Origin of the sequence: Pseudomonas fragi, assembly GCF_002269505.1 — a bacterium.
In the GTDB taxonomy this organism is placed as follows: domain Bacteria; phylum Pseudomonadota; class Gammaproteobacteria; order Pseudomonadales; family Pseudomonadaceae; genus Aquipseudomonas; species Aquipseudomonas fragi_D.
The window spans coordinates 130,619-143,196 of sequence record NZ_NQKQ01000007.1 but is presented as its reverse complement, the minus strand read 5'-3'; the positions used below and the strand labels follow the sequence as shown (position 1 = coordinate 143,196).

The following is a 12,578-nucleotide window of genomic DNA, read 5'->3' as shown; positions in this document are numbered from 1 at the left end:
CGCCCCCACATGCTCTCCTACGCAAAATAAATCCTAGTCCTACAAACAAATAAGCAAAAGCCCGAAACACTTCACCGCTAGCCAGTCACAGCTCACCTGTGCAACATGGCGCGCGTGATATCCACAAATGGGAACCCCTTATGAAACGTTTTCTTAGCATCGCCATGGCGTTGTGCATCGGCTTGACGATGAGCATCGACGCGAACGCCAAGCGCTTCGGCGGCGGCAAAAGCGCGGGCGCAGCGCCTAGCCACCAAACGCGTCAAGCGGCTCCAGCTGCAGCCCCTGCGGCGGCCGGTGCTGCAGGCGCCGCAGCCAAGGCTGGCGGTGCTTCGCGCTGGCTGGGCCCTCTGGCCGGCCTCGCTGCCGGTGGTCTGCTGGCGTCCATGTTCATGGGCGGCGGCTTCCAGGGCATGCAGTTCTTCGACATCCTGATCATGGCGGTTATCGCCTTCCTGATCTTCCGCTTTATCGCGGCTCGTCGTCGCAAACAGGCTGACATGATGGCCCCTGCCGGCCACGCCCCTATGCAACGCGAAGCGTTCGACGCCAAGCCTGCTGCTTCGATCTTCGGTGGTTCGGCTGCCCCTGCGGCCCGCCCGGTGATCAATGCGCCAGCCTGGTTCAACGAGCAGAACTTCCTGGAAGCTGCGCGCAACCATTTCCAGTCCCTGCAACAGCACTGGGATGCCAACGAAATGGACAAAATTGCCGAATTCGTAACCCCGCAGATGCTCGACTTCCTCAAGCGTGAACGCGCTGAGCTGGGTGATGGCTTCCAGTCCACCTACATCGACAACCTGACCGTGCAACTGGACGGCCTGGACGATCGTGCAGACAAAACCATTGCAACCCTGACCTTCAGCGGCGTGTCGAAAAACTCGCGCTTTGACCAGGGCGAAGCCTTCAGCGAAAGCTGGAACATGGAACGTCAGCAAGGTGACAACCAGCCTTGGCTGGTGGCAGGTATTCGCCAGAACGGCTGATCCTGCGAGTTACACATGCGTTTACCAAAGCCCCGGACTTGTCCGGGGCTTTGCATTTCACGATTGCACTTATAACGAGCTACTGTATAAAGCGCGTCATATAAACCGCGCCATAGAGCATGAGGATGAGGTCGTGGAAGAGATCATTGAAGAGCTACGCGAAAAAAACGAGCCTGTACCGGTTCCCCTGGAACTGCCTGAAGAAGACCAGTTGGTGGAAATCGAAGAACAGCTGTTCATCGATATTCCATTTGTCTTCAGAGAATTTCTGCTGACCGTCAGTGACGTGGTGTATGGCAGCCTGGAGCCGGTCACGGTGACCGACCCACAATCACACACCTACCTGCCGGAAGTGGCGGCAAATGCCTGGGATGCTGGCGTTGATCGCAGCCTGATCCCTATTTGCCAGGACGGCGACGACTACTACTGCGTGGAAGAAGACGGCACCGTAGTGCTGTGGTCCGGCGAAGAAGAACTCGTCACCGAAGAAACCTGGGAATCGGTCTGGCACTGGGCGCGCGACGTCTGGCTGGAAAGCTGATACCTCTTGGGTCTGTTGACGTTTCGTTGTGAGCCACAACGAAACGTCATCAAACCCTGGGTAAGCCCGCTTTCCGCCATTGATCAGCGGGCTGTCAGTGCCCGCCCTCCTTGTGGTTATCCAGCGTCTCCAGCAGTGCAACCTGCATGCGCGTATGAATCCGGATAAACCAGCGCCACAACAGCGCCGCAACTCCCGCCGCCACCACTGCAATCACCATCAGCAACTCGTTAGTGGGCAGGATGCTCGCCGACAGGGCCGACAGCAGCAGAAAAATCACCAGCAACGACAGAATCGGGATGACTTCCGAGATTACCCGGCGCACGCGCTGCGTATGGCGCCCGGCCATTTCTGGCTTGACCCCCATCTCGGCCAGCAACATCGAGAGCGCCTTGAGCTTGCGATACGCCGCGATCAAAAACGGCAACGACAGCAGCAAGGCAGCCCCCCAGATCATCCCTTTTTGCCAGCTCGGCTCCAGAATCCAGCCCTGCAAGTAACGGCCAATGCGCGGTGCGAAATAACCGCCGGCAAAGAAAATAGCGATCACCAGGGCCAGATTGACCCCAACTTGCAGCAAGATTTTGCGAATCATGGCCGCTAGCAACGCTCCCTCGCCCTGTGGCTGAATACTGCGCAGCCATTCGCCATATAACCCCAACACCCGTGACAAGCGATCAGGCACCACCTGTGCCAGCTTGAGCGAGAGCGGGTCTGCGGCGCGAATCAGGTAAGGGGTCATCAGGGTCGTCAATACGGAGACGGCCACCGCTACGGGGTACAGGAAGCTGCTGGTGACCTGCAATGTCATACCCAGCGCCGCGATAATGAAAGAAAACTCTCCAATCTGCGAAAGCCCCATCCCGACCCGCAGCGAGGTACGTCCATCATTACCTGCGATAAACGCCCCCAGCCCGCATGACAGCATCTTGCCCAGCACCACGGCGATGGTGATCACCACAATTGGCAGTGCATATTCCAGCAGGATGGCCGGGTCGAGCATCAGCCCGATGGCGACAAAGAAAATCGCGCTGAACAAATCGCGCACCGGTTCAATCAGGCGCTCGATTTTCAGCAACTGACGCGATTCGGCCATGATTGCACCGATCAAGAACGCGCCGAGCACCATGCTGTATTCCAGCTTGACCACCAGCAGGCAAAAACCAAAGCACAGCCCCAGCACGGTGATCAGCAGCATTTCATTGCTTTCGAATCTGGCCACATAGGCCAGTACCCGCGGCACCAGCAAAATGCCGATAACCAACGCCACGATCATGAACAATGACAACTTGCCGACCGTCGAAAAAACTTCTTCGGGGCTGACGCTGCCACTGACGGCAATGCTCGACAGCAGCGCAATAATTCCGATACCTAAAATATCTTCAACGATCAGCACACCAAAAATCAGCTGGGCGAAGCGCTCGTTTTTCATCTTCAGGTCGTTGAGAGCCTTGACGATGATGGTGGTAGACGAAATGGCCAAAATGGCGCCCAAAAAAAGCGAATCCATGGTGTTCCAGTCGAACCATCGGCCAATTTCGTAGCCAATCCAGATCATCAGCGTAATTTCCATAAACGCTGCGATAAAAGCGGTGGCCCCGACCTTGAACAACTTGCGCAGGCTGAACTCCAGCCCCAGACAGAACATTAAAAAGATCACCCCCAGTTCAGCCAGGGTCTTTATCGTTTCTTCATCGTGAATCAGGCCAAACGGCGGGGTGTGCGGGCCAATAATAAAACCGGCAACGATATAACCCAGCACCACCGGCTGCTTGAACCTGTGGAAAAGAATCGTCACCACACCCGCAACCAGCATGATGACTGCCAGATCCTGAATAAAACTGATGGCATGCATGGCGTGGCACTCCTTGTTTGATGTTCACCAGGCAACATGACGACAGACACAGGCTGTCAGGCTGTGCTTATCGACTGTTTTAAATATAGGAAATATCCGACTAACGGACTTTTGCAGGTTAACACCGCGACTTGCGACAGAAAGGCGGTGCAATATATGGAAACAGATAGAGATAAGCGTGACGGCAGCCAAAACGGCAACGTCCCGTTAATAACTGTTTCAAAAATCGACAAGTATCCACAGAGATACCCATTTCACTGCTGCAACACAACCACGAGCCTGCTGCTATGGAACCCGGAAACGCCCAACTGTCGATGACGGTCTTGATGACCCCGGACATGGCCAATTTTTCTGGCAATGTTCACGGCGGAACCCTGCTCAAATACCTCGATGAAGTCGCTTACGCCTGCGCCAGCCGCTATGCGGGGCGGTATGTAGTCACCCTGTCGGTGGACCAGGTTATTTTTCGCGAACCGATTCATGTCGGTGAGCTGGTGACCTTCCTCGCTTCGGTCAACTACACCGGCAATACCTCGATGGAAGTCGGCATCAAGGTTGTCACTGAAAATATCCGTGAGCGCTCCGTGCGTCACACCAACAGCTGCTTCTTCACCATGGTAGCCGTGGACGACGACCGTAAACCGGCCGCTGTTCCGCCGTTGCAGCCATTGAACAGCGAAGACAAGCGCCGCTTTATCCAGGGCAAGCAACGTCGCCAGATCCGTCAGGAACTGGAACAGCGTTACCGCGAACTGAAAGACGAAACACTGTAAGCGACTTGTGGGAGCGGGCTTGCTGGCGATTGCATCAACTCGGTCTTAAAGATAAACCGAGTAGCCTGAATCGCGAGCAAGCCCGCTCCCACAGGTTTTGTTCAGTTTGCTTACAAACTGATCGGTACTGCCTCAAACCGCACCCGCGGATGAGCAATGCGGTCCTGAGCCCGTACCAGCTGCAATTCATAGCTGGTGCAGGCCTGGGTTTCCAGCAGCACCTCATGCACCGCCGCCGCGGTGAATTCAAATGCAGCCACCAGGCTGTCCCCCAGTAGTACCCGCGCCAAAAACAGCCCTGAGGTCAGATCGCCAACGCCCACAGGTTGACGCGGGAAAGCCAGCAGCGGCCGGCGCAAGTGCCAGTTACCCTCAGCCGTAACCAGCAGCATCTCGAAACTCTCTGCGGGTTTGCCGGGGTAGGACAAATGCTTCACCAACACCGCTTTCGGGCCGCGGGCCAGCAGACTGCGGGCCATCGCCAGGCAGTCGAGCAACGATTGCGGATGACGACCGCAAAAACTGTCCAGTTCCAGCTGATTGGGGCACAGGAAATCAGCCATCGCCGCCGCTTCTTCCAGCAGGAAGTCACTGACCTCCTGGGGCACGATGCAGCCTTTCTCCGGGTGGCCCATGACCGGGTCACACAGGTACAGAGCATGAGGGTTAACGGCCTTGATGCGCGCCACCCCGCTCAAAATGGCCCGTCCCTGAGCCGCACTGCCCAGGTAACCGGACAAGACCGCATCACAATTACCCAGCTCGCCAATGGCGGCGATTCCGTCGACCAGCGAAGGAATTTGCTCGGGAGCCAACACTTCCCCCGTCCACTGGCCATACTGAGTGTGGTTGGAGAACTGCACCGTGTTCAGAGGCCAGACATTCACCCCGACGCGCTGCATAGGGAAAACCGCTGCGCTGTTGCCGGCATGGCCGAAAACCACGTGGGATTGGATGGCGAGTAAATGAGGTGTACGTTTCATGCCGGATTCCAGACTACGGGTGGATTCAAGCCACGCAGTATGCGACCAAACGCGGCCTGTACGACAGGTTGAAGACGCAGTTAAGCTGAGCACAATCTGTTGGAGCACATGTAATGCTGACCCTGGGAAATATGTTCGTACTGATGCTGCTGGCTGCTGGCGCTGCCTGGCTGTGGCACAACCACGGTTTGCGCGAGCGGGCGCTTGAGCGGGTCAAGCAGCACTGCAAAAACCTCGACATCGAGTTGCTGGATGAAAACGTAGCGCTGAAAAAAATCGGCTTGATCCCCGATGCCAATGGCAACAAGCGTCTGGCCCGTGTGTATAACTTTGAATTCACGGTGACCGGCGACCAGCGTCATACCGGAACCATCACCCAGTTCGGCGCGCACAGCGCAAAAATCGAATTACCGCCCTATCCGTTCCAGACCGAACCTGAGCCAAGCGAAATTCCTAGCGCTCAGGTGATCGAACTCAGCCAATGGCGTCAGGAACACAGCAAAACCCGCCACTGAGCCCCCTTTCAGCGCCTGCCTGTCGGGCGCCTGTGGATAACTTCCCGAAAAACCTCGCCAAAACCTTGAGATAGACACCTGTATGAGATTTTTACGGTGAAAATCCCATGCGCACACTTCGCATTGTAGGACAATTTTACCAGCACAGAATCCGCTAAAACCCAGGGTTTTACGCCTCGCAGCACAAGTCAGCCACCTAAAAAACCTCCTTGAGAAGACAGTTTTCCAGCCCAGAGCGAAGCAAATCCAGGTCTTGCGGCTGATCAAAGATCAGTTCCAGCCGCGAATCCTTGCGCCACTCACTCGATTTCCACGGCGCGATCGAGTTATCCACAGAATTGTTCGAAAACCAGCCCGCCGAACCATGAATAACCAGCTTCGCACGCTTCCAATCCAGGTTTTCGAGCCACTGTTGCAGCAGGTCCAGGTCAAATTGCCGTGAGGGGTGCCAGCGCCAACCTGCGCTCCATCCTTCGGGCTGATGTTGAGTCATCACTATCGGCGTTCGCGGGTCGGAAAACACACTGCCAATAAGATTAAAATCCTTATAAATCAATGAGTTATCCACAGCATGAGAGATATTCATGTGGGCTGCAGGCAGCGTATTTAAAGGGATGCGGCCATGCTCGACCCATAAAACAGGGCACTTTGGCAGGCTGCATGCAATCTGCTCACGTTGCTCATTTGGGACACTATTAGATTTATTCATGACCAGTAAACCGGCACTTTTCAGGGCCTCTTGCTGGGTTTTGGGCAAAGGTTTGCCCTGCGTCATCGCTTGCGCATCGAGCACCATGACGCACGGCTGGAGCGCCAAAACCCCCAGCCAGGGCGCTTCGCCGAGCTGCTTTAAAATCTGTGCGGGATGACCCAAACCGGACGGCTCGATAAACAGGCGGTCGGGCCTGGACTTGCGTAATAGACGGCTCAAACCAATCTGAAAAGGCGCGCCATTGACGCAACACACACAACCACCCGCCACTTCGGCGATGGCAATGTCATCGCTTCCCTGGCTCATCAGGGCCGCATCCAGGCCGATCTGACCGAACTCATTGACCAGCACCGCCCAGCGTTCGTGTGGCGGTTTTTGCGCCATCAGGTGCTGAATCAGACTGGTTTTGCCGGCGCCAAGCGGCCCGGCAATCACATGGGTGGGAATGTTCTGCAACATGATCGCCAGCTTCTGTAGGGTCAAAGCAAGCAATATGCCTCAGGCCAGCCAATCGAGGGTCAAAATCAGCCTGCGCTCGTCCGGTGCCAGTGCCGGCGAACGATGGATCAACCCTGCTCCCTCGTTACCCTGCCACTTCTCCCCCTTGAGCAAGGCAACTTCACCGGTGTTTATTTGCTGAATCAACTCTGCCCGGGCGGGCTCGGCCTGCACCTGCCCTAACTGACGACGCTCCATTACGCCTTCCTCCAGCCACTGACTACCAATCCCCGCATAAGTGGTAATAAGACGTACAGGTACGTGGTCTACATGAAACCGGGGGCACATGGCTTTATCCAGGGCCCTGAGACGCAGCCCAATGCGTTTGGCGCCCAATAGACACGCATAGGCGCTGACCAGCCAGGAAACATCGGCAATAAAGCCTGTGTAGCCTTCCAGGTCATTGAATCTGCAAGCCAGGCCCCGAAGGTTGGGTTGCGCCGTTTCATTGCTCATTTCAATAACAATGGCGTCAGCCAGAGGCTCGTCGAGCGAGAGCAACAAGGCGCCGAAATCGACGATATGCACAGGTAACTGACGCTGCCAGATAGCCAGGTTGACGTCTTCATCCAGAATTCGCGTCATGACCTCAGGTGTTTCCCCGCTCACCTGATGGATCAGGGGCTCAGCGGTACAAGCAAGCGCATTGGTCATGCCGCCACCTCTTCATGCCAATCGCCAAAAGGATCGTTGAGCAGCTTCCAGCCCGCTTCGCCCAAGGCCATTTCGGGATCGGTCAGCAAACAGGCATCGAGTTCATCCGCCAGCAAAGAAAAATCGATGTGCTGACCGATAAACACCAACTCCTGGCGGCAATCGGCAGTCTCTGGCAGCCATTTGTGCAGAATTTCAGCCTTGGCTTGCGGCTCCTGCGGCCATTGGTCGCGGGGCACAAAGCGCCACCAGCGCCCGGCAAAGCCATAGCGCATCAACCCACCTGCCTGGGACCAACTGCCCGCTTCCTGAAATTTACTGGCCAGCCAGAAAAAACCTTTGGAGCGCAGCAATTTGCCATTGGTCCAGGGGCGCTCGATAAAATCAAAAAAACGTTGCGGGTGAAAAGGTCGGCGCGCGCGATAGGCACTGGAAGCGATGCCATATTCTTCGGTCTCAGGCACATGCTCGCCGCGCAATTCTTGCAACCAACCAGGTGCTTGCGCTGCCCGTTCAAAATCAAAACGCCCGGTATCGAGAATTTTATTGAGCGCAACTGCCCCCATGACCATCGGAATTATTTCGGCCTGAGCGTTCAGGCGTTGCAGAATGGCAATCAATTCTTGCCGTTCGTCGGAACTTATCAGGTCAATTTTACTGATTAAGATGACGTCCGCGAACTCAACTTGTTCGATCAATAAATCAGTAATCGACCGTTCGTCTGATTCTCCGAGGGTTTCACCCCGTGAATCCAGGCTCTCTGCCGCCTGATAGTCCTGAAGAAAATTCAGCCCGTCGACCACTGTAACCATCGTGTCCAGGCGGGCAATATCGGCCAGGCTTTGACCTGATTCGTCGCGAAAAGTAAAAGTTTCTGCCACAGGCAGGGGCTCTGAAATACCGGTTGATTCGATCAGTAAATAATCAAACCTCCCCTCCCTGGCCAGTGCACTCACCTCTTTGAGCAAGTCTTCGCGCAAGGTGCAACAGATGCAGCCGTTGCTCATTTCGACCAGTTTTTCTTCAGCCCGGTTCAAGGTCACATCGCGCTGAACTTCACCGCCATCAATATTTATTTCGCTCATGTCGTTAACAATCACGGCCACGCGCAAATTGTCGCGGTTACGCAAAATATAATTGAGCAGCGTGCTTTTACCTGCACCTAAAAAGCCTGAGAGAACAGTTACAGGAAGACGATTCGACATCTGGATATTTCCTCATCAGGGCTGCAGGTCAAAACGCCCGCTTGGCAGTCAATCCGATACCGGATCGATAAATGATACATTATAACAATGCATTCAAGACAACCCCGAAGTGACGAACGTAGTGTTTTTCTGTTCGTTGACCCACGCCATATGGCTGTTAGCGGGCGGATTTTTCTGAAAATAAGCGATTAATCCGTTAAATAATCCGTCGGCTACAGCCTGTTGATGACGCGCAGTGATCAAGCGCTCGCTATCGCGAGGGTTGGACATAAAGCCCGTTTCTACCAGAATCGACGGAATATCCGGCGACTTGAGCACGGCAAAACCTGCCTGTTCCACGCGTTTTTGATGCAGTGAGGTGATGCCCGAAAGGCTGCCCAAAATGGTATTGCCCAACTGCAAACTGGCCGCGATGGTGGCATTCATGGACATATCCAGGATCACACCGGCGAGCATCGGATCTTTGTCTTTGAGGTTCAAAAGGCTGGTGGCACCAAGTAAATCCACGCCGTTTTCACGCTGTGCCATGTAGCGCGCTGTAGCCGATGTAGCCCCACCTTCCGAGAGCGCGTACACGGACGCTCCAGACGCCGTAAGACGCGGCGCGGCATCTGCATGCACCGAAATAAACAGGTCTGCATTGTGCTTGTGGGCGACTTCCACCCGCTTGCGAAGGGGGACAAAGAAATCATCATTGCGTACCAGCCGTGCATCAAAGCCTTTTTCACGCTTGAGCCGCTTGGCTAGCAGTTGGGCGATAGACAAAACAACATCCTTCTCGCGATGGCCTTTGGCACTCGTCGCGCCCGGATCCTTGCCCCCATGCCCAGGATCAATCACCACAATAATGTCGCGCCCAGAGTGTGCATGGCTGGTGGTTGCCGCTGCGGCGTTCAGTTGTGGGGCCGCGCTTTTGGTCAGATCAAGCACCAGCCTGTGACCTTGCCCGTCCTTGGGCGGCAGCAGAAAACTGCTGAGCTGCACCGGCTCATCAAGATCAAGCACGATGCGCGTAATGCCCTGGCCAAAATGCCCGGATCGAATGGCTCGCAGACCTGTATTGGCCAGTGCCAGCTCGCTGAAATCTCCCCTCAGGCTGGCACCGCTTACATCAATAATCAGCCGTTCGGGAGCCGTCAAAGAGAAGGTTTTGTACTGCACCGGCCCACTCAGATCCAGAACAAGACGCGAGGTTTTGCCGGTACGCCATAGCCTGGCGTGCTGGATTTGGGCGGCTGAAATGCCCAGCGGTAATGTGAAGACGGAACTGGCAAGCAGCCAGTTGAGCAATTGACGTCTATGCATGGCCTGTACCGCAGATAAGGGAGCATCCGTACTCAACATTGCTGTGTGTTTGCCCCAGCAAAAAAAGCATCGTCGACTTAATAGTTATAATATAACATGTCAAAACACTCTGCGACGGATCTCACCTTATGAATGCGCTGACTTTGCCGGATGTCGCCGCGCAGTCATCCCAGCAAGCAATGGCGCTTGAATGGGTAGGCATGTGCGGCATTGCTTCCCCCGTATTAATTGACGGCCAACGCCTCAGCGCGAAAATAGATGCCGGAGTCAATCTCGTAGACGCCACTGCTCGGGGCATTCACATGTCTCGCCTATACCTGGCGCTGGATCAACTGGAAACAGAAAACCTGACGCCCGCCCTGCTCAGGCAACTTCTGCAGCGCTTTATTGATAGCCATGAAGGTTTATCCACCAAGGCCTACGTGCGAATTCACAGCGATTTGCTGCTCAAACGTCCGGCGTTAGTAAGCCCGTTGGCAGGCTGGAAAAGCTATCCGGCAAGCATTGAAGCGAGTTTGAAAAACGGAATGTTCCACGTGGAACTAAAAATTTTAGTGAGTTACTCCTCCACATGCCCCTGCTCAGCAGCTCTCGCTCGGCAATTAATACAGCAACAATTCATCGATGATTTCGCCAACACATCACTGCAACACGCAGATGTTCTTGCCTGGCTCGGCAGCTCAAAAGGTATCGTGGCCACACCACACAGCCAACGCAGTGCCGCACATTTATCGGTTCGTCTGGGGCACCAGTACCCACTACTGCCGCTAGAGAAAATCATCGACAACGCCGAAGACGCACTAGGAACTGCCGTTCAAACAGCCGTAAAGCGCGCCGACGAACAAGCCTTCGCACTGGCCAATGGTCAAAACTTGATGTTCTGTGAGGACGCAGCCCGACGGCTCAACACGGTATTGCAGAAAACTTCTGGCGTGGAGGCGTTCAAGCTTAAAGTTGTTCACGCAGAAAGTTTGCATAGCCATGACGCCGTGGCCGAAAGCTATTGGAATTGGGATACGTAATGATCAGTTGCCTAGGTCTTACTTGGGGCGTCCCTGGTCAGCCCCTCACTCCAGCGCTGAATATGAACCTGGCCAAAGGCAGCCTCACCGCCGTTATCGGCGCCAATGGTTGTGGCAAAAGCAGTTTGCTCAAAGTAATTGCCGGGCTGCAAAAACCACTGTCGGGGAAAGTTCTGCTGGATGTTCCACGGCGGGGTAACGTGGCCTTTATGCCGCAACAGCAATTTATGGACCGGCAATTTCCCATCAGTTTGCAAGAGTTGGTGGCTGCGGGTTTCTGGGGCAAGAATCAAACAGCCCAACAAAGAAGCGACAAGTTAAATGCGGTATTAACCGACTGGCATTTGGACGGCCTGGAGCATCGCCCGCTCATGGCCTTGTCGGGGGGCGAATTACAGCGTTCGCTGCTGGCCCGCTTATGCCTTGCAGATGCTCCGCTCTTACTGCTGGATGAACCCCATGCGGCTCTCGATGAACTGGGGCAAGAATTGCTCTGGCAGCATATCCAGACATGGCAAACCGAAGGGCGAACGTTAGTGGTTGTGTGCCATGACCTCACTGCCGTTCGAAAGCATATTCCCCAAGCGCTATTGATTAAAAGCAGCGGCACCGTATTGGCGCCGACGATGCAATTGATTAACCCGTCGCAGGTCGCCTGATGGTTATCGCCAGCCAGTTATGGCAGCCATTCCAGGAATTTGTATTTATGCGCCGAGCCTTGTTGGGCGGTTTGGTGCTGGCGTGTAGCACGGCACCACTGGGCGTTTTTTTGATCTTGAGGCGCATGAGCCTGATTGGAGATGCAGTCGCACACGGCATTTTGCCTGGTGCCGCACTGGGCTTTTGGTTCGCTGGCTTGAGCTTGCCCGCTTTAACCTTGGGCGGGTTGGGGGCGGGTTTGAGCATGGCCGGGCTGTCAGCCTGGATCACCCGGCGCACCGGCTTACGTGAAGATGCCAGTCTCGCTGCGATTTATCCGATCTCATTAGCCAGCGGCATATTGATCCTGGGCATGGCCGGTAAACGTCTGGATCTGCTCCACCTGCTGTTCGGTTCAGCACTGGCGGTCGACAGTCAAACACTGACGGGCATGCTTTGGGTAACCGGCTTCAGCATGCTGTTGATGGCAGTCATCTACCGCCCATTGTTGCTGGACACCCTGGACCCTCTCTTCCTTCGCAGTGTCAGCCGATTGGGGCCACTGGCCCACGGCCTCTTTCTGACCTTGGTGGTCCTGAACCTGGTGATCGGCTTTCAGGCCATCGGCGCATTAATGGTCGTTGGTTTGATGATGCTGCCCGCCATTGCCTCGCGGTTCTGGAGCCGTCGGCTACCGGTACTGATCCTGATCTCGGCTGCCATTGGCTGCGCTTCAGTCTGGTTGGGCCTGCTGCTGTCGTTTTATTACTCACTACCAAGCGGTCCGGCCATCGTGCTGGTAGCGGGTTGTGGCTATGCGTTATCTGTCATTTTCGGTCCGGTACACGGCTTGCTGCGCCGACCACCTTTGCTGTCATCCCAATGAGGTG

The 12,578-nt window shown here is 55.3% G+C and carries 13 protein-coding genes; 7 read left to right on the top strand and 6 right to left on the bottom strand.

Annotated features, from left to right (window positions below; translation table 11 throughout):
- Positions 1 to 140 precede the first annotated feature (140 nt).
- On the top strand, positions 141 to 986 hold the full coding sequence (locus tag CJU81_RS08810) for a Tim44 domain-containing protein (RefSeq protein ID WP_094999548.1): 846 nt from the start codon (positions 141 to 143) through the stop codon (positions 984 to 986).
- Between the two features lie 133 nt (positions 987 to 1,119).
- The gene (locus tag CJU81_RS08805; protein ID WP_016782918.1) at positions 1,120 to 1,527 is read left to right on the top strand and encodes an SMI1/KNR4 family protein; all 408 of its coding nucleotides are present in this window, start codon (positions 1,120 to 1,122) and stop codon (positions 1,525 to 1,527) included.
- 94 nt (positions 1,528 to 1,621) lie between these two features.
- Here the strand turns inward: CJU81_RS08805 and CJU81_RS08800 are convergent, their stop codons facing one another.
- Positions 1,622 to 3,382, bottom strand: coding sequence for a cation:proton antiporter (locus tag CJU81_RS08800; protein ID WP_095027800.1), 1,761 nt, complete (start codon positions 3,380 to 3,382; stop codon positions 1,622 to 1,624).
- 287 nt (positions 3,383 to 3,669) lie between these two features.
- Between CJU81_RS08800 and CJU81_RS08795 the strand changes: the two genes are divergently transcribed.
- Positions 3,670 to 4,155 carry an acyl-CoA thioesterase gene (locus CJU81_RS08795; protein ID WP_029611658.1) on the top strand — a complete coding sequence of 162 codons (486 nt, stop codon included), beginning with the start codon at positions 3,670 to 3,672 and terminating at the stop codon, positions 4,153 to 4,155.
- A 110-nt stretch (positions 4,156 to 4,265) separates the two neighbouring features.
- Here the strand turns inward: CJU81_RS08795 and pdxY are convergent, their stop codons facing one another.
- Complete coding sequence (gene pdxY / locus CJU81_RS08790) at positions 4,266 to 5,138, bottom strand: pyridoxal kinase PdxY (RefSeq protein WP_016782915.1); 873 nt, start codon at positions 5,136 to 5,138, stop codon at positions 4,266 to 4,268.
- Between the two features lie 113 nt (positions 5,139 to 5,251).
- Between pdxY and CJU81_RS08785 the strand changes: the two genes are divergently transcribed.
- Positions 5,252 to 5,653: a DUF3301 domain-containing protein gene (locus CJU81_RS08785; RefSeq protein ID WP_095027798.1), complete on the top strand. Its 402-nt coding sequence runs from the start codon at positions 5,252 to 5,254 to the stop codon at positions 5,651 to 5,653.
- 196 nt (positions 5,654 to 5,849) lie between these two features.
- Here the strand turns inward: CJU81_RS08785 and CJU81_RS08780 are convergent, their stop codons facing one another.
- The 4 genes from CJU81_RS08780 to CJU81_RS08765 all read right to left on the bottom strand — a co-directional run bounded on the left by CJU81_RS08780 (position 5,850) and on the right by CJU81_RS08765 (position 10,027).
- A complete protein-coding gene (locus CJU81_RS08780) occupies positions 5,850 to 6,824 on the bottom strand; it encodes a CobW family GTP-binding protein (protein ID WP_095036316.1) in 975 nt (324 codons plus the stop codon).
- A 39-nt stretch (positions 6,825 to 6,863) separates the two neighbouring features.
- The gene (locus tag CJU81_RS08775; RefSeq protein WP_095036275.1) at positions 6,864 to 7,517 is read right to left on the bottom strand and encodes a DUF1826 domain-containing protein; all 654 of its coding nucleotides are present in this window, start codon (positions 7,515 to 7,517) and stop codon (positions 6,864 to 6,866) included.
- On the bottom strand, positions 7,514 to 8,722 hold the full coding sequence (gene zigA / locus CJU81_RS08770) for a zinc metallochaperone GTPase ZigA (protein WP_095036274.1): 1,209 nt from the start codon (positions 8,720 to 8,722) through the stop codon (positions 7,514 to 7,516). The genes CJU81_RS08775 and zigA overlap by 4 nt, the downstream gene beginning before the upstream one ends.
- Positions 8,723 to 8,815: 93 nt before the next feature.
- Entirely contained in the window at positions 8,816 to 10,027 is a 1,212-nt protein-coding gene (locus CJU81_RS08765) for an N-acetylmuramoyl-L-alanine amidase (RefSeq protein ID WP_095036273.1), read from the bottom strand.
- A 128-nt stretch (positions 10,028 to 10,155) separates the two neighbouring features.
- On the opposite strand from CJU81_RS08765, the gene folE2 reads away from it, so the two are divergent.
- Genes folE2 through CJU81_RS08750 form a run of 3 tightly spaced genes read left to right on the top strand, consistent with a single transcriptional unit; the run spans position 10,156 to position 12,574 of the window.
- On the top strand, positions 10,156 to 11,049 hold the full coding sequence (gene folE2 / locus CJU81_RS08760) for a GTP cyclohydrolase FolE2 (protein WP_095036272.1): 894 nt from the start codon (positions 10,156 to 10,158) through the stop codon (positions 11,047 to 11,049).
- The gene (locus tag CJU81_RS08755) at positions 11,049 to 11,708 is read left to right on the top strand and encodes a metal ABC transporter ATP-binding protein (RefSeq protein ID WP_095036271.1); all 660 of its coding nucleotides are present in this window, start codon (positions 11,049 to 11,051) and stop codon (positions 11,706 to 11,708) included. Before folE2 ends, CJU81_RS08755 begins: the two co-directional genes overlap by 1 nt.
- The gene (locus CJU81_RS08750) at positions 11,708 to 12,574 is read left to right on the top strand and encodes a metal ABC transporter permease (protein WP_095036270.1); all 867 of its coding nucleotides are present in this window, start codon (positions 11,708 to 11,710) and stop codon (positions 12,572 to 12,574) included. The genes CJU81_RS08755 and CJU81_RS08750 overlap by 1 nt, the downstream gene beginning before the upstream one ends.
- The last annotated feature ends 4 nt before the right edge of the window (positions 12,575 to 12,578 follow it).